The following is a 17,234-nucleotide window of genomic DNA, read 5'->3' on the forward strand; positions in this document are numbered from 1 at the left end:
TACCTATGGAAATCAATGAAAATTTGCAGGCCGAACGCAACTTAAAAGGAGCTGAGTTCGAAAAAACAGGAAATTTAGAAAAAGCGATTGAGTTATATGAGGAAAATGTCAAGGAAAGCTTTAAAGGAAATCATCCTTATGATCGATTAGCAACGATCTATAAAAATGAAAATGATATTGAGAATGAAATTAGAGTTTTAGAAAAAGCCATTATCGTTTACGAAGAAATTACTCTGGTAGACAGACTTGAAGGTTTACCAAAACTTTTCCGTTTCAAAAACCGATTGGAAAAAGCGATTGAAACAAAAAAACAATTGGCTAAGCAAAAGAAAACAAAATTGAAATAAGCGGATTTAAATTAAACTTAATTTTCTTTTACCATTAAAATAGGAAGCAATTTAAGCACAGCTTTATGAACTTAATTTCTTAATGGTAAAATTTTGACATAATTTATCAGACTATTTTTTATTGAATCATGAGCACCTTAAAAAGAACCAATTCAGACGATATCGATTTTATAAATCTTGTTGCTTTGTTAGACAAAGATTTAGCAATTAGAGACGGCGAAGATCATGCTTTTTACAATCAGTTTAATAAAACCGATAAGATTAAACATACTATCGTTTATTACGAAAATGACATTCCTGTTGGCTGTGGCGCTTTTAGAGAAAAAGAAAGCGGTTCAACCGAAATCAAACGAATGTTTGTTCATCCTGATTTCAGAAAAAGAGGAATTGCATCTCAGGTTTTGGCCGAATTAGAAATTTGGGCAAAAGAAGTTGGTTACACTTATACTATTCTGGAAACCGGAAAAAACCAACCGGAAGCAATCAATTTATATCAAAAATTAGGTTACAATATAATTCCGAATTATCCTCCTTACGAAAAAATGGATAATAGCGTTTGCATGAAAAAGACTTTATAATAATGAAAATGACAGCACAAGCATTAAGACAAAAAGTGGGACAATTCTTTTTTCCCGCAGTTTTCATAAACGATACCGAAGAAAACATTCAGGAAACCGAACGTTTGATAAAAGAACACAATATTGGCGGATTGACTTTTTTTCATAGTCGTGCCAGTGCTGCAACGAACTACGAAAGCAAGAAAAAAGTTGTTTTTAATGACGATAGTTATCAAAAAATCAAAGACTTAATTGTTCGTTACCAAAAAGCCGCTTCTACTCCACTTTTAATCAGTATTGATGCCGAATGGGGTTTGGCAATGCGTATCGAAAAAACTCCGCAATATCCATATGCAATTACGCTTGGAGCTTTGCCGGAAAGTAAATCAGCTTTGGTTTATGAAGTTGGAAAACAAATTGGTTTAGACTTAAAAGCTGCTGGAATTCATTATAATTTATCGCCTTTGGCAGATATTAATAACAATCCGAATAATCCGGTTATTGGATATCGTTCTTTTGGCGAAAACAAAGAAAAAGTTGCTAATTTTGCTGTTGAATATCTTAACGGAATGTCTGAAGTTGGCGTTTTAGGTTGTCTAAAACACTTTCCCGGACACGGAAATACCAATGTTGATTCGCATTTGGGATTACCGGTTTTAAAGGAAACTTTAGAAGAATTATTAGAAAACGAATTATATCCATTCATTAAAGGAATCGAGAATAATGTTGATTCAATTATGATTGGGCATTTAGCCGTTCCGAGTTTAAATGACGAAAAAGACACATCGGCAACATTATCAAAACCTATTATCGAAACACTTTTACGTAAACAATTGGGTTACGATGGTTTGGTAATTTCTGATGCGTTAAATATGCACAGCGTTTCTAAATTGTATGAAACAAAAGGCGAATTGGAATGGGAAGCTTTCAACGCTGGAAACGATGTTTTATGCTTTGCCGAAAATGTTCCGGAAGGAATCGAAGCAATTCTTAAAAATGCATCGCCAGAACGCATAGAAGAAAGTTTCAACCGAATCATGAAAGCCAAAGAAAAAGTTGGAATTATTGCTAATTCTAATTTTACTTCGGGAGAACTAAATTTCGGAAAAACATCAAAACTAAATCTTGAAATTGCTCAAAATTCAATTACTAAAATTATTGATAATTCAAATACTGAATTAGCTTTTGAATCTCAAAAAAGCAATCAATTAGCAAAATTGAGTTTATATAAAAATGTAGAAAACACATTCTTCAAAACTTTAAATTCAAAACTAGAATCTCCTGAATTTGCTTTTGAAAACTTAGAAGTTTCAAATATTTCTTCAATCGAAAAAGAACTTCAAAATTTCGAAACTATAATTATTTCATTGTTTGTTCCAAAGGCAAAACCAATGAATAATTTCGAAATTAATACTGAAGTTTTAGATTTACTTTCGAGATTGCTTCAAACCAAAAAATGTATCGTTTATGTTTTCGGAAATCCGTATGTTTTGCCAATAATCCCGAATCTTTCTAAGGCTTCAGGATTAATTCAGGCGTATCAGGATTTTGAAGAATTTCAAAAAATTGCAGGAATTCAATTTCTTGAAAATAGCAATTTCAACGGAAGCTTACCCGTAAATATTGAACTTCAATAAGTTACAAACCCACCACTATCACTTATAACTAAATACTATCGGTAAATAAATTTTTATAATTACATCTTATTGTAAGTAAATCTACTTATGCCCTACTTTTGCACCAGAAATAAATTTTTAACGTAAAACGAAAAATATGTCTTTAGTAGGAAAAAAATTCCCAAGTATTGCAGTAGATGCTATCTCAGAAATGGGTGACAACTTAAAAATCAACATCTTTGAAGAAGCAGTAAACAACAACAAAAAAGTATTATTGTTTTGGTATCCAAAAGATTTCACTTTTGTATGTCCAACTGAATTACACGCCTTTCAAGCTGCATTACCAGAATTTGAAAAAAGAAATACTATCGTAATCGGAGCTTCATGTGATACAAACGAAGTACACTTTGCTTGGTTAAACACTCCAAAAAACAACGGTGGAATTGAAGGTGTAACTTACCCAATCTTAGCGGATACAAACCGTAACTTATCTAACATTTTAGGAATTTTAGATATCGATTCTACAGAATACAGCGAAGAAACTGATTCAGTTATCATCGAAGGTTCAAACGTAACTTACAGAGCTACTTACCTTATTGACGAAACTGGAAAAATCTTCCACGAAAGTGTTAACGATATGCCATTAGGTCGTAACGTAAACGAATATTTACGTATGGTTGATGCTTATACTCATATCCAGGAAAAAGGTGAAGTTTGTCCTGCAAACTGGGAAGCTGGAAAAGAAGCTATGTCTGCTGACAGAGTTAGTACTGCTGAGTACTTAAGCGCTAATTAATTCCTTTTAAAGGTTCTAAGATACTAAGATGCTAAGGCTCTAAGATTTTCTCTTAAAGCCTTAGTAACTTAAAATCTCTGTGCCAAAAATTATTCAAAAGAAACTGAGACAAAGAAGCTAAAAAACTTAGCAACTCAGAACCTCAGTAACTCAGAACCTCAAAAAACAAAAACATGTTAATCGACTTAAACGAAGATACGTTAGCAGATTTAGTTGCTAAAAACGAAAAAGTAGTAGTACAATATTCAGCTTCATGGTGTGGAAATTGCCGTATTATGAAACCAAAATTCAAAAAATTAGCAACAGAAAATGAAGCTATCACTTTTGTTTTGGTTGATGCAGAAAATTCTCCGGAATCAAGAAAACTTGCCAATGTAAGCAACTTGCCAACATTTGCAACTTTTGTAAACGGACAATTAGTTGGAGAAACTCAAACCAACAAACAAGAAGTTTTAATCGACCTGGTAAATGCTATCGCTTAATGAGATCAATTAGACTTGCTTAGATTTTTAGACTTCTTAGAAGATGTCTGAATTTTCAAAAAAATCTAAGAAGTCTGAGAATGTCTAAAAATCTAAGAAATCTAATTATGAAATTACCCGTAATAAAGCAATTGACCCAATTTATCGAAGAAAACGATCAGGATTATATCATTGAAACGATTGAAGTTCTGGAAGCGATGACTGAAATTCCGTCTCTAAAAGATGAAGAATTAGATGTAATTGGAGAATTAATTTCAAATATGTATGGTGCACTTGAAGTACACAAAATGGTAGTTCAGGGTACTGATAAAAAAGAAGCTTTAAATGCGTTCATGAAACGTGTTCTAGGTTCTATCGATAAATAATCGACCTTTTTTTCTTAAGAAGAAATAAAAAAACATGACTTAAAAAACGCTTTCATTCCAAGGAGGCGTTTTTTTTTGTTTTTTTTAGTTTTTAGCACAAACAAAGTCATTGCGAGGAACGAAGCAACCACACTAACAATAATCAAACTTTACAAAATAAAAGCGCAAACTATAGTGAGATTGCTTCGTTCCTCGCAAAGACAAAACATCACGTTGATAACATAAATCATCAAATTATTCGTTATCTTATTACTAGCTTAATTGTAGCGACAACCCGTAACAAATACTTTTAGATTCAAATATTAATCCTTACTTTTGAACCTCATTAATTTAAACAAAAATCATGGCTTCAATAACATTAGGAGGAAATCCAATTCATACATCAGGCGAATTACCAACAGTTGGATCGCAACTTGCTGATTTCAAATTAGTACAAAACGATTTATCAGTTGCTTCATTGAGCAATTTCGCAGGAAAAAAATTAGTTTTAAACATTTTCCCAAGCATTGATACAGGAACTTGCGCAACTTCAGTTAGAAAATTCAACGAAAGTGCAAGCAACTTAGAGAACACTACAGTTTTATGTATTTCAAGAGATTTACCTTTTGCTCAAAAACGTTTTTGTGGAGCCGAAGGATTAGAAAATGTTGTAAACTTATCTGATTTTCAAGAAGGTGCATTTGGTAAAACTAACGGATTAGAAATCGTTGACGGACCATTGGCAGGTTTACACTCAAGAGCAATCATTGTGGTTGACGCAAACGGAAAAATTACACATACAGAACAAGTTGCAGAAATTGCAAACGAACCAAATTACGAAGCAGCTTTAGCAGCACTATAATACCAATAAATGGAATTTCAAAAAGACAATACTTTTGTTACAGGCCGACTTAAAAGCATGACTTATGCTTTTAACGGTGCTGTAAAACTTATAAAAACAGAACACAGCATTATGGTTCAATTCTCATTGGGAATTTTCATGACCATTGCTGGTTTTTATTTTCATATTTCGCAAACTGAATGGCTTTGCCAAACATTAGCAATCGGCTTAGTTTTAAGTGTCGAAGGATTGAATACGGCTGTTGAAAAAATAGCAGATTTTATTCATCCTGATTACAGCAGACGAATCGGATTTATAAAAGATATTGCCGCTGGAGCGGTATTTTTTGCTGCAATGACAGCGATCGCAATAGGCTTGATTATTTATATACCAAAATTTATATAGGCAATAGGAAACCCCAATAATGGCAAAAACAACAAAAAAGGAAACTCCAGACAAAAAAAACGAACCAAAAGCGGAGACGATAAGATCCCGAAAATTAACCAAACAACAAAAGTTTGTTTTGGGATGCCTTTTGATACTCTTTTCAGTTGCATTATTAGTTGCATTCATTTCTTTTTACGTCAACGGACAATGGCAAGCTGATCAAAGTGCAGTTAGCCAGCTTAGTGACCGTTCTGAAGTTGTAGAGAATTGGCTCGGAAAATTCGGAGCTTATCTCGCCGACCTAATCGTATATAGAGGATTTGGAATCGCTTCTTTTGTATTAGTTCGATTATTTTTCCTTACCGGAATGTTTTTAGCATTAGAATTATCTCTAAAAAAACTAAAAAACATATGGTTTTGGGACTTATTTGCTATTATTATTGTTTCTGTTCTATTTGGATTTTTCGCCACTTCAGCACCTGAATTGGGCGGAACAATTGGTTATGAATTAAATTTATTCCTACAGGATTACATCGGAAAAACAGGAACCTTATTGACTTTGCTTTTTGGATTAATTGTTTATCTGATTTTTAAAATCAAACTTTCTCCTGAAAAAATTCAGTCCTATTTTGATTCTACTAAAAAAGAATTCAACTCTGAATTAAATTCGATAAAAACGCCTCAACAACCGGAAAGTGCTTACAATCTGGAAGAATTTGCCATTGAAGAAGATCCTGAATTAGATAATACCCATCTAAAAACGGAAGTTTCTCAATTCGAAATCAACAAAGAAGCTTTAAAACCAACTATAAATCATTCATCTGAAATTGATTTAAATCCGGTTTTAAAACCTCTTCAAATGGATATTAATCCTGTAACAACGGCTCCGGTACACATTGAAGAATTTGTTATCGAAAAAGCTGAAGAAGAAGATATTATCGAAGAAAATCTGGCTTCACGCCTTGTTGCAGATTTCGGATTATTTGACCCTACTTTAGATTTATCGAATTATAAATTCCCAACAATCGATTTATTAAAAGAATATTCGACTGGAGGAATTACGATTAATCAGGAAGAATTAGAAGAAAATAAAAACAAAATTGTAGATACACTTCGTAACTATAAAATTGAAATCGCACAGATTAAAGCGACCGTTGGTCCATCTGTAACTTTATACGAAATTGTACCGGAAGCAGGAATCAGAATTTCTAAAATTAAAAGCTTAGAAGATGATATTGCTTTATCACTTTCTGCATTAGGAATTCGTATCATTGCGCCAATTCCAGGAAAAGGAACAATTGGTATTGAGGTTCCGAATAAGAATCCTACTATGGTTTCTATGAAAAGTGTTATTGGATCAGCGAAGTTTCAGGAAGCCGAAATGGAGTTGCCAATTGCTTTAGGAAAAACAATTTCGAACGAAACTTTTGTGGTCGATTTAGCCAAAATGCCTCACTTATTGATGGCGGGTGCTACAGGACAAGGAAAATCTGTTGGTTTGAATGCTGTTTTAACTTCACTTTTATACAAAAAACATCCAGCCGAAGTAAAATTTGTTTTGGTCGATCCAAAAAAAGTAGAACTTACGCTTTTCAATAAAATTGAAAGACATTATTTAGCCAAACTTCCTGATGCGGGAGACGCAATTATTACAGACAATGCAAAAGTAGTAAATACTTTAAACTCACTTTGCGTTGAAATGGACAATCGTTATTCATTATTGAAAGACGCAATGGTTCGTAATATTAAAGAATACAACGAAAAATTTAAAGCTAGAAAATTAAATCCCGAAGCCGGACATCGTTTTCTTCCTTATATTATACTAGTTGTCGATGAGTTTGCCGATTTAATTATGACTGCCGGAAAAGAGGTAGAAATTCCTATTGCGCGTTTGGCTCAGTTAGCGCGTGCGATTGGTATTCACTTGATTATCGCAACACAAAGACCATCTGTTAATGTTATTACAGGTTTGATTAAGGCGAATTTCCCTGCCAGAATTGCTTTTAGAGTAACATCAAAAATTGACTCGAGAACTATTCTGGACACACAAGGAGCTGATCAATTAATTGGTCGTGGAGATTTATTATATACCAACGGAAATGATGTTGTTCGTGTACAATGTGCATTTATTGACACTCCCGAGGTCGAAAAAATTACGGATTTTATTGGTTCCCAAAAAGCGTATGCCACAGCATATTTGCTTCCGGAGTTTGTTGGAGAAGAAACTGGCATTAATCTTGATATGGATATTTCCGAAAGAGATACCTTATTTAGAGAAGCGGCAGAGATTATTGTTAACGCGCAGCAAGGTTCAGCTTCATTATTGCAAAGAAAATTAAAATTAGGATACAACAGAGCCGGTCGTTTGATCGATCAGCTGGAATCAGCTGGAATTGTTGGTCCGTTTGAAGGCAGTAAAGCAAGAAGTGTGAACATATCTGATTTGAGTGCTCTTGATCAATTTTTTAATAATGAACAAAATTAATCCAATCATGAAAACAAAAATTCAAGAAATCAACCACAATTCTATCGCAAACATGACTAAAAAGTGTCTTCAAATGGCAATTATTTTGCTTTTGAGCTACACTTCTATTCAAGCTCAGGATAAAAAAGCGAAAGATTTATTGAACGAAGTAACTTCTAAAATAAAAAGCTACGACAACATTGTTATTGACTTTAAATATTCACTGAATAATGCTAAAGAAAATATCAATCAGGACAGCAAAGGAAATGTAACCATGAAAGGAAATCAATATGTATTGAATTTTATGGGCGTTACAAAGATGTTCGATGGGCAAAAAACATACACCATAAACCCTGAAGATGAAGAAGTTACCATCTCTAAAGTAAACGAAAAAGACGATACTGCTATTACACCATCAAAGATGCTTACTTTCTTTAATTCCGGATACAAATACAATATGGACATTGTTCAGAATGTTAAAGGAAGAAAAATTCAATATATTAAATTAGCTCCTACAAATACAAAAGATCAAAGAAAAGAGATTCTTTTAGGTATTGATGTTCAGACAAAACACATCTATAATTTGATTGAAACTGGAAAAAACGGAACAAAAACAACTTTGACCGTTAATTCTTTTAAAACCAATCAACCTTTATCAAAAAATCAATTTACCTTTGTAGCGAGCAAATATCCAAAGTACTACATCAATAAATTAGATTAATTCAAGGTTGAAAATTTTAGACAAATACTTACTAAAAACATTCTTACTTACATTTACTACGGTATTTGTAATCCTTTTTTTCATATTCATACTTCAAACCGTATGGCTTTTTATCGCAGAACTTGCGGGTAAAGACCTCGATTTGATATTGGTTTTAAAATTCCTGCTATTTTCGATGCCAAGAATTATTCCGTTGGTTTTACCACTTTCGGTTTTATTGGCTTCGATTATGTCTTTTGGAAATTTAGCCGAGAATTACGAATTCGCCGCAATGAAATCTTCCGGGATTTCATTGCAAAGAGCGATGCGGGCTTTAATTATATTCATATTCTTTTTAAGCATAGTTGCGTTTTGGTTCGCCAATAACGTAATTCCTTATGCTGAATATAAATTTATGAACTTCCGTAAAAATATCGCTCAGGCAAAACCTGCAATGGCAATTGCCGAAGGTCAGTTTAACGATGTTGGTCTTTACAACATTAAAGTAAACAAAAAATCAGGTGAGAACGGGAATATTCTGACTGGAGTTACAATCCACGAGAAACCCAATAATATGGGGGAAAACAAAACCGTTATCAAAGCAAAAAACGGAGAATTAATCAGTAATGAAAAATCCAGTATATTAAAGCTGGTTTTAAATGATGGTTATTACTATCAGGATGTTACTCCAAAAAAATACGAAGACCGCGCTAAACTTCCTTTTGTAAAAGGGAAATTCAAGAAACAAATTATCAATATCGACTTATCTGAGTTAAACAAAGTCGATGAAGATAAAGAAAGTATTAGTGGTACAAACGCAATGTTAAACGTTAACGAATTGCGCTATACTCTTGATTCTTTAAACAAAAACCTGAACAATGAAATTCTTTCTTTTTCAGAAAATATAAATCAACGTGTTGGAATTAGAAAATCTGCAATACCTATAAAAGCAGATTCTACTAAAAAGAAAAAACCGTTGCCAAATAACCTTTTGTCATTATACAAAAACAAACAAAAGGCAGAAATCTTAAGAATGGCCAGCAGTAATGTGACCAGTAACATCTACTCTATTGAATCAACTCAAAAAGATTTAAAAGATAAACAACGAGAAATCAATAAACATCTAACGGCTTTATACGAGAAGTTTGTGATTGCCTTTGCTTGCTTTTTGATGTTTTTTATTGGAGCTCCGTTAGGTGCTATTATCCGCAAAGGAGGACTTGGTTTACCAATTGTCTTTGCAGTTTTAATCTTTATTACCTTCCATTTCATTAATACTTTTGGAAAAAGACTTTCACAAGAAGGCGGTATGAGCCCATTTGTAGGTTCATGGATGTCATCGTTTGTATTGTCGCCATTGGCTATATTATTGACATATCGTGCAACAAACGACAATGGATTAATAAACTTTGATGCTATTATCACTCCTATTTCACAACTAATTCAAAAAATTTCCGAGCGGTTTTTTCCGGCTCAAAATCAACAATAATTATGTCAACAACAAAAATACAATTGAATACCATTGAAGAAGCTATAGAAGATATTCGTCAAGGTAGAGTTATCATTGTAGTCGATGATGAAGATCGCGAAAACGAAGGTGATTTTTTGGCTGCAGCCGAAAAAGTAACTCCGGAAATGATCAATTTTATGGCTACTCACGGACGTGGTTTAATTTGCGCTCCGTTAACAGAAAGTCGTTGTAAAGAATTGGACTTAAGACCAATGGTCAGCAATAATACGGATCATATGGAAACTGCTTTTACAGTTTCTGTAGATTTAAAAGGACATGGTGTAACTACGGGAATTTCTGCAGCGGATAGAGCTAAAACTGTATTAGCTTTGACAGATTCAAATGTTAAACCACATGAATTAGCGAGACCAGGACATATTTTTCCTTTGGTTGCCAAACAAGGAGGAGTTTTAAGAAGAACCGGGCATACAGAAGCTGCTATTGATTTTGCAAGATTGGCGGGATTTAAATCTGCTGGTGTAATCTGTGAAATTCTAAACGAAGACGGAACTATGTCTCGTTTGCCTGAATTGGTAAAAGTGGCTAAGAAATTCGACCTTAAATTAGTTTCCATAGAAGACCTGGTTGCTTACAGAATGCAACACGATAGTTTGATTGTAAAAAAAGAAGATTTTGATATTGAGACTCGTTTTGGAACTTTTAGATTAAGAGCTTACGAACAAACGACAAATAAACAAATTCATATTGCTTTAACAAAAGGAACATGGAATCTTGGAGAACCAATCTTAACCAGAATCCACTCTTCTCAGGTAAATAATGATTTATTAGGAACTTTAACTAACAATGCTGAACAACAATTAGACGGCATGTTTAAAGTTATAAATGAAAACGGAAAAGGCGCTGTAATTTTCATCAATCAGGATATGCAAGCGGTAAATTTATTAAGCCGTATCTCCGAACTTAAAGCTCTACAAGCTGAAGGAACAATGAAAGCTCCAAAAGTAATTATTGATAGCAAAGATTACGGAATTGGCGCTCAAATATTGCATGATATTGATATTTCTAAAATTAGATTGGTATCTAACACAGAGCAAACAAAACGTGTCGGAATGATTGGATACGGATTAGAAATTACTGAATACGTAAGTTATTAATATGACGACATTAGAAGAAAGAATTACAAAATCTGAAACACATATATTCAAAGCTGTTTTTCCGAGTACTACAAACCATTATGACACTTTATTTGGAGGAACTGCACTTCATTTGATGGATGAAGTCGCTTTTATTTGCGCGACGAGATTCAGCAGAAAAAAAGTAGTGACGATTTCAACAGGTCAAATTGATTTTAAAAAAGCAATTCCGGCAGGAACTTTAATCGAATTAGTAGCAAAAGTTGTTTCTGTAGGAAGAACAAGTTGCAAAATTCATGTCGATATTTTCATGGAACAAATGTATACAGAGCTTCGCGAGACGGTAGTTTCAGGAACTTTTTCGTTTGTTGCGGTAGACGAAAACAAGAAACCAACACCGATTTTAGACTAAATCCATTATTTAACAAAAAAATATTGTTTTAGTAAATACTGATAATTAGGCACTTAAAAATTATCTTAAAAAAATCGCTAAAAAAGTTTTTATAATCGGAAAAGCGCACTATATTTGCACTCGCAATCACGAAATGATCGCGACATACTGGAGAAATGGCAGAGCGGTCGAATGCGGCAGTCTTGAAAACTGTTGACTGTAACAGGTCCGGGGGTTCGAATCCCTCTTTCTCCGCCAGATGAAGTTTCAAAAGAAACTTTAAAAGTCAAAACCCTTTAAATACTAGTATTTAAAGGGTTTTTTGTTTTTTGACAAGTGGCAAAAAACACATATATTATCAAAGTACGGTGACCCTATGAGTGACCCCGATTTTTTTTCGCAAAAAAAGCAAAAAAAAGGGTCACTAAAAAAAGTGAATTGCCCGGGAATTCCCTGAAAACACTATAAACTTTCAGCGATTTTAAATCAATTTGATTATTAATTTAAAATTGTGAGTTATGTTAAAAGTAATTTTTTATCTCAAAGCAGGTAAATTCAACAAAAGTGGAGAATCTCCAATTTATGCCCGTATTTCGTACAAGAAACAATCCATAACCATGGCGGCGGGTAAATCGATCTTAAAAGAGAGATGGCAGTTTACCGACAACCTAAGAAGTGTTCTAAAACTTGAAAAAGAAAAGGTAATCAAGAATGCCCTAGATCTTTTTCTTATTGGTATGGAAAAGAAGTTCAATGAACTTCTTAAAATCGATCAGGATTTTTCTTTACAATTACTCAAAGATGAATTTAAAGGAGAAACAGCCATAAAAGAAGATTGTGTAAGCTTAATCGAAATTATGAATAAGCACAATGAGTTCTTTAAAAAAAAGGTCAATGCAGGTGAAAGATCAAAAGCATCCTACCAAAAATATGAGCGTGCAAAAGATTTGCTTATCACTTTTATGACAAAGCAGTATGGAATACAAGATATACCTCTGTTTGAAGTGAACAGTGCCTATGTTTACAACCTCGAATCATTTCTTAAATATGACAGCCGTTTTAAAGGGATAACAGGCATCAAAAATAATTCGGTAGTAAAGTATATGCGAATGTACAAGACAGCCTGTAAATACAGCATCAGAATGGGAATAATAGAGAAAGATCCATTTAATCTTTATGATGGTAAACTGCATGTAACCGACGCTGTATTTCTTACACAGGAAGAATTAAACTTAATTGAAAACAAAAAATTTTCAGTGCAACGTCTAGAAAAGGTTAAAGATGTGTTTCTGTTTAGCTGTTACACTGGTTATGCACCTGTAGATGCTGCTAATCTTACATCCAATAATATATCTTCGGACGGAAATGATAATCTTTGGATTATGACCAATAGAGCCAAAACAACAATTCGAGCAAATGTCCCTATTCTTCCTCCCACATTGGCGATTATCAATAAATACAGGAACATGCAAATTGGACTAATCCCAAAATTATCAAATCAAAAAATGAACGCCTATCTAAAGGAAATAGCTGATTTGTGCGGCATCGACAAACACCTCACTTGGTATGTGGCAAGACATACATTTGCAACTACGGTGACTTTAGGAAATGGAGTAAGAATAGAGAATGTTTCGGCAATGATGGGACATACTAATATTAAACAGACGCAGCATTATGCTAAGGTGCTGGATATAAATATTATGGAAGATATGTCAAAATTAAAACAAAAGTACACTTAAACAATTAGCCAGTTAAAGACTGACCACTATTAAAAAAGGCAAAAGAATTCACAATTGAATCCTTTTGCCTTTGTGTTGAAGTAGTATATTATTTTGTTTACTGATATACAATCAATAATAATCACGGCTCGTTTTCGCTAAGTATTTTTTCTATTTTGCTTGATTCATACAAGTAAATATCCCCTAACTTAGTGTAAGGAAGTATACCCGTTTGACGGTATTTTATTATTGTATTATTTGAAAGTCCAAATATTTTCTTTAAATCTTCATTTCTATAATATCGTAAGCTGTCTTTTGTATTGTTCCCTTTTATTTTTGAATCTATTTTTTCTAGTCTGGCATATAAAGGATCTAGCAGTTGTTTAATTGCTACTATATAGGACATATTTGTTTTATTACCTTCTTTAGACATAATAGTTAATTTTTAGTTTTTAAAATGATACAAATTACCAGCAAATTAATTTTTCTCTCCGTTTTTCAAGTATATCAATAATATTATCAAGAAATCTTATTTGCTTGTCTTTATAGGTAAATCCTTTTGACTCAGAAAACTGTTTACTTATTGTATCTATGTTTGTTTGAAATCCTGAGTCTCCTATATATGTAAAATTATTTTCTATAAAAAACTGAATTTTGCTTCTATTGCACTTTTGATTACGGTCATCAAAAAATAAAATTTTCTCATCCATAAGAATATAAAAAAGTTGTGCCAAATCGCTTTTATTGAAATTAGAACTGCACTTCTCTTTTGCTAAGGCATTAAGTGACGAATTCCTCTTACTGAGGTTAGGTTTATTTTTTTCTAAAAACCTTTCTATTCCTTGCATCCTCCCATACAATTTTGAAACCGCATCTGGAAGTTCTTCTAAAGTAAACTTCTTCATAACATAAACTTTTTTTCAATTTTATTTGCATATCAATGTCACTAAGAATTGAAATAAATCGTACTCCTTTGGTTTCTATTGCGCTTTGGCAGATAACTTATATAACCATACTCGTTTAGCTCACGCATGCATTTATGGTAGGTTACAGGCCCGGTTATCTTGGCTAACTTCATGATTTCATACCTATAGACCTCAATAGGATTAACAAAACCCTTTTGCGTCCTAAACTGAAGCAATGCCGCATATATACCAATATGCGTGATACTAATACGGTAATCTTTTTCTATTGCATTAAAGAAATCAGATAAAGGTTTTAGTGTTTTCATTATTTCCTAGATTATCAGCTTACACGCATACCATTTCTTGTGGAATGATTCACCTGTTGACTCTCATTTGTCTTTTGCTGCTGTTTTACTGTTTTGATTGTTTTATTGCCCAATGCCATTGACAGTGTTATTTTTCTTGAATGTTCGTCATAAATGTTTAGCGATTTAAACTGAGGATTAGCCTCAATATAAAACCGATACTCATTTCCGTTTTTAATTAAGGTTATGGGATGTCTGTTCCCTTGTTTTAAAGCATTCTTTAATTTATCAGATTCCGTTTTATTTGATAATTCCTTTAAAGGAAGTTGCTGTACAGCTTTCTCAAGGTCATAACCATAACTGGAATGAAATTCTTTAATGCGGTGATTGCCGCTTGCGTCTTTGTCATTAAGATCCAATTGAATCCATGATTTTTCCTTTTGAATGGCTCGTCCCGCTAATAAATTATATGCCTGTATTGAATCAATAGAATTTCCTTCTTGTACTTTAAAATATTGGCTTCTTTCTTCCTCAGGCTTTGATTCATTTTGCAAAGTGGTTTTATATCCTTCAAATTGATACTTTCCGCTTTGGTCTTTAGAAAAAGACAACTCTTGATTCAGGCGTTCTTTTTCGTTGACGTAATAGGAAACCGGAATAGTGAACTGTTCATGACCTTGTTTTATTTGCTGATCAAGTTGATTTGACAAATCTCTAAAACCAATACGCTGCACCTGTTCGTGCAGCGATTGATTATTTTTTTCTTCCTCTTTTTCATCCTTACGTACCGCAATTTGGTCTATCAGTGGAGCAACGATAAGTTTACGAACAAGACGAACTAATACATTAGGGTATAACTGTTTAAGGATCTTTTTCTTTTCCTGCTTAAGCATCTTCAAAGCAAAACGCTCCTCAATATTTTTTGTTCCATTATACTTTGTTCCAATACGCTCGTAATGATGCAGCTTTTCCTTAAGAAGTGATCTATTGTTGGAAAGGCTGAAATTAAACAGCTTACTAAAGCGCTCTTCCCTGGAGTGCCACTGTTTTAATTCCATTTCCACTCTGTTAACGGGAAGTTGTTCGTTCATCGATTACATGGATTGGCTTTTCCTTTTTCTCTTAGCTTCCTTTGGTATTTCAGGTCCATCATCATCGGCAGTTTGGTTTTGTTTTTTGCTACTCTGCTTTTCTGAAGTGTGCTGGCTTTCGGATTGTTTTTCTTCCTGAGCTTTACGATTGTCAATCCTTTTCATATTATTATCATAGATATTAATTGTTTTGAATTGCGGGCTGGCTTCAATATACTGCTTGATCTCATTACCTTCTTTTAAAAAAGTAGCGCTCTGCAGATTTCCTTTTTTCAAAGAATTTATCAAGTCTTCTTTGTATTTTGGGGTTTCAAGTTCTTTAATCGGATGTTTGGACAGTGCTGCTTCTAAATCATAACCGTAATTTTGGTGGTAATGGTTTAGTTTAAAGTTTCCATTAGATTCGGATTGTTTGAAGTCCATTTGAACCCAAGAATTATAAACTTCCCCCTCTTTACTGGTGAGATCTTTATTTACCGATCTGCCTTCCATAAGATTGTAAGCTTCCTTCATTGTTATGTTGCTGCCTTTATTGATGTAAAAGGTTTGTTCCAAGGCTTCTTTAGAATTTTCTTTTTGCAATTCGACTTTATAAGAATTAAAAAAGTAAATGTCGCTTTGATCGGATTTTTTAAAATTTAACGTCGCTGTAGCAGTATCATTACCGTATTGCGCATTATGCGTCAATGTAAAATTAGGCTCTTCCTTTTGCATTTTTTCTTTTAATTGAGATTCCAGTGCTTCACCGAATCCAGTATACTTAATCTGATCTCTTAAGTATTCAAAATTTTTCTCGTTCATGATTTCAATTTTTTAATTATTAAATAGTTTATAATTTTGGAAGTACAGTAACCTGTACCAGTTTTGTATTCTTGACATGTTCTTCTAAATGTCTGCCGCCATTTTTCTCCATGAGTTGTATGGCTAAATATTTTTTTTCCGGAATTGTAAATTTTGGCAGAGCAAATACAAATATGTTTTCTGCTTCAGCTTCAATTTTATCAATATCATTCAGGATATAAATGGGCGTAATTTCAATTTCCTGTGAAGCAGTACGTTTTATTTTTTTAGTATCGCGAATAAAAAAACGAAGCTGATCGATCTCATAATTGATTTTAGAATTGTTGGTTATCTTTATCCTGTAATACAGTACCTCGTCACGAATAAAAATTCCGTTGAGCCTAAAATCAATATCGTATTTACTTTCCTTTTGACCTCGCAGCTTTTTTTTGTCGTATAGCGCTAACTTTGAATATTCCTCAATATCCTGATCATTAATAATTTCATCTGAAAAATAAATTTCCTGTCCATCAGGCTTAGTTTTATTAAGGGTAAGATTCAGCTGTGGAAATTCTTCATTATAGTCCAGTACGAAAGAGTAGAATTTTCCATCTGCAGTCACCACCGTAAGATTGGTCTGAAAAAATCCCCTTTGGGCTGCCTTAACCTGAAGGATATTTTCAAGACCTTTTGCTTTTTGTACCAATATATCGGTACTTCCCTTGTCGACACTTTTTATGGCAAAAGGAAATACAATATTGGTCGTTTTTGAATAGGCTATCATTAAGGAGTCTGATTCTGTTTGGAATAAACGGTTTTTACTTGTTTGCTGTGCCAATACACCGATGGTCATAAATAATAAATGCCCCATCACCAATAGTTTAAAATTTTTCATCTCTATCATTT

The 17,234-nt window shown here is 33.3% G+C and carries 20 protein-coding genes and 1 tRNA gene; 15 read left to right on the top strand and 6 right to left on the bottom strand.

Annotation, left to right across the window (positions count from 1 at the left end; translation table 11 throughout):
- Positions 1–5 precede the first annotated feature (5 nt).
- The 15 genes from C8C83_RS02100 (at position 6) to C8C83_RS02170 (ending at position 13,268) form a co-directional block, all read left to right on the top strand.
- Positions 6–347 (top strand): hypothetical protein, encoded by a 342-nt coding sequence (locus tag C8C83_RS02100; RefSeq protein WP_121326219.1) that lies wholly within the window; start codon positions 6–8, stop codon positions 345–347.
- Positions 348–475: 128 nt separating this feature from the next.
- Positions 476–925, top strand: coding sequence for a GNAT family N-acetyltransferase (locus tag C8C83_RS02105; protein ID WP_121326220.1), 450 nt, complete (start codon positions 476–478; stop codon positions 923–925).
- 2 nt (positions 926–927) lie between these two features.
- Positions 928–2,541: a glycoside hydrolase family 3 N-terminal domain-containing protein gene (locus tag C8C83_RS02110; RefSeq protein ID WP_121326221.1), complete on the top strand. Its 1,614-nt coding sequence runs from the start codon at positions 928–930 to the stop codon at positions 2,539–2,541.
- Positions 2,542–2,677: 136 nt separating this feature from the next.
- Positions 2,678–3,316 (top strand): peroxiredoxin, encoded by a 639-nt coding sequence (locus tag C8C83_RS02115; RefSeq protein WP_055098566.1) that lies wholly within the window; start codon positions 2,678–2,680, stop codon positions 3,314–3,316.
- A 173-nt stretch (positions 3,317–3,489) separates the two neighbouring features.
- Positions 3,490–3,798 (top strand): thioredoxin family protein, encoded by a 309-nt coding sequence (locus tag C8C83_RS02120; RefSeq protein WP_007805605.1) that lies wholly within the window; start codon positions 3,490–3,492, stop codon positions 3,796–3,798.
- A 107-nt stretch (positions 3,799–3,905) separates the two neighbouring features.
- Positions 3,906–4,163: a hypothetical protein gene (locus C8C83_RS02125; RefSeq protein ID WP_017495510.1), complete on the top strand. Its 258-nt coding sequence runs from the start codon at positions 3,906–3,908 to the stop codon at positions 4,161–4,163.
- A 343-nt stretch (positions 4,164–4,506) separates the two neighbouring features.
- Positions 4,507–5,004 carry a thiol peroxidase gene (gene tpx, locus C8C83_RS02130; protein ID WP_121326222.1) on the top strand — a complete coding sequence of 166 codons (498 nt, stop codon included), beginning with the start codon at positions 4,507–4,509 and terminating at the stop codon, positions 5,002–5,004.
- A 9-nt stretch (positions 5,005–5,013) separates the two neighbouring features.
- Entirely contained in the window at positions 5,014–5,388 is a 375-nt protein-coding gene (locus tag C8C83_RS02135; protein WP_099711194.1) for a diacylglycerol kinase family protein, read from the top strand.
- Positions 5,389–5,407: 19 nt separating this feature from the next.
- Entirely contained in the window at positions 5,408–7,855 is a 2,448-nt protein-coding gene (locus tag C8C83_RS02140; RefSeq protein WP_121326223.1) for a DNA translocase FtsK, read from the top strand.
- Positions 7,856–7,862: 7 nt separating this feature from the next.
- Positions 7,863–8,555 carry an outer membrane lipoprotein carrier protein LolA gene (locus C8C83_RS02145; RefSeq protein WP_121329921.1) on the top strand — a complete coding sequence of 231 codons (693 nt, stop codon included), beginning with the start codon at positions 7,863–7,865 and terminating at the stop codon, positions 8,553–8,555.
- Positions 8,556–8,562: 7 nt separating this feature from the next.
- Positions 8,563–10,023 (top strand): LptF/LptG family permease, encoded by a 1,461-nt coding sequence (locus C8C83_RS02150; RefSeq protein ID WP_132011638.1) that lies wholly within the window; start codon positions 8,563–8,565, stop codon positions 10,021–10,023.
- 2 nt (positions 10,024–10,025) lie between these two features.
- Positions 10,026–11,159, top strand: a complete 1,134-nt coding sequence (gene ribB / locus C8C83_RS02155) for a 3,4-dihydroxy-2-butanone-4-phosphate synthase (protein WP_165877219.1) — start codon at positions 10,026–10,028, stop codon at positions 11,157–11,159.
- A 1-nt stretch (position 11,160) separates the two neighbouring features.
- Positions 11,161–11,550 carry an acyl-CoA thioesterase gene (locus C8C83_RS02160; RefSeq protein ID WP_121326226.1) on the top strand — a complete coding sequence of 130 codons (390 nt, stop codon included), beginning with the start codon at positions 11,161–11,163 and terminating at the stop codon, positions 11,548–11,550.
- 149 nt (positions 11,551–11,699) lie between these two features.
- Positions 11,700–11,787: transfer RNA gene (locus C8C83_RS02165), tRNA-Ser, on the top strand.
- A gap of 260 nt (positions 11,788–12,047) precedes the next feature.
- Positions 12,048–13,268, top strand: a complete 1,221-nt coding sequence (locus C8C83_RS02170) for a site-specific integrase (RefSeq protein ID WP_121326227.1) — start codon at positions 12,048–12,050, stop codon at positions 13,266–13,268.
- A 121-nt stretch (positions 13,269–13,389) separates the two neighbouring features.
- Here C8C83_RS02170 and C8C83_RS02175 read toward each other — a convergent pair whose 3' ends face one another.
- From C8C83_RS02175 to traN, 6 genes are read right to left on the bottom strand one after another with little or no spacing between them, the layout of a single operon-like run.
- On the bottom strand, positions 13,390–13,680 hold the full coding sequence (locus C8C83_RS02175; protein ID WP_121326228.1) for a helix-turn-helix domain-containing protein: 291 nt from the start codon (positions 13,678–13,680) through the stop codon (positions 13,390–13,392).
- Positions 13,681–13,714: 34 nt separating this feature from the next.
- Complete coding sequence (locus C8C83_RS02180; protein ID WP_121326229.1) at positions 13,715–14,152, bottom strand: hypothetical protein; 438 nt, start codon at positions 14,150–14,152, stop codon at positions 13,715–13,717.
- Between the two features lie 41 nt (positions 14,153–14,193).
- Positions 14,194–14,478 (bottom strand): hypothetical protein, encoded by a 285-nt coding sequence (locus C8C83_RS27350; RefSeq protein WP_121326230.1) that lies wholly within the window; start codon positions 14,476–14,478, stop codon positions 14,194–14,196.
- A 14-nt stretch (positions 14,479–14,492) separates the two neighbouring features.
- Positions 14,493–15,548 carry a hypothetical protein gene (locus C8C83_RS02190; protein WP_132011639.1) on the bottom strand — a complete coding sequence of 352 codons (1,056 nt, stop codon included), beginning with the start codon at positions 15,546–15,548 and terminating at the stop codon, positions 14,493–14,495.
- Between the two features lie 3 nt (positions 15,549–15,551).
- Positions 15,552–16,349, bottom strand: a complete 798-nt coding sequence (locus C8C83_RS02195; protein ID WP_121326232.1) for a hypothetical protein — start codon at positions 16,347–16,349, stop codon at positions 15,552–15,554.
- 28 nt (positions 16,350–16,377) lie between these two features.
- Complete coding sequence (gene traN / locus C8C83_RS02200; RefSeq protein WP_121329922.1) at positions 16,378–17,223, bottom strand: conjugative transposon protein TraN; 846 nt, start codon at positions 17,221–17,223, stop codon at positions 16,378–16,380.
- Between the last annotated feature and the right edge of the window lie 11 nt (positions 17,224–17,234).

The organism is Flavobacterium sp. 90 (assembly GCF_004339525.1).
Lineage (GTDB): Bacteria > Bacteroidota > Bacteroidia > Flavobacteriales > Flavobacteriaceae > Flavobacterium.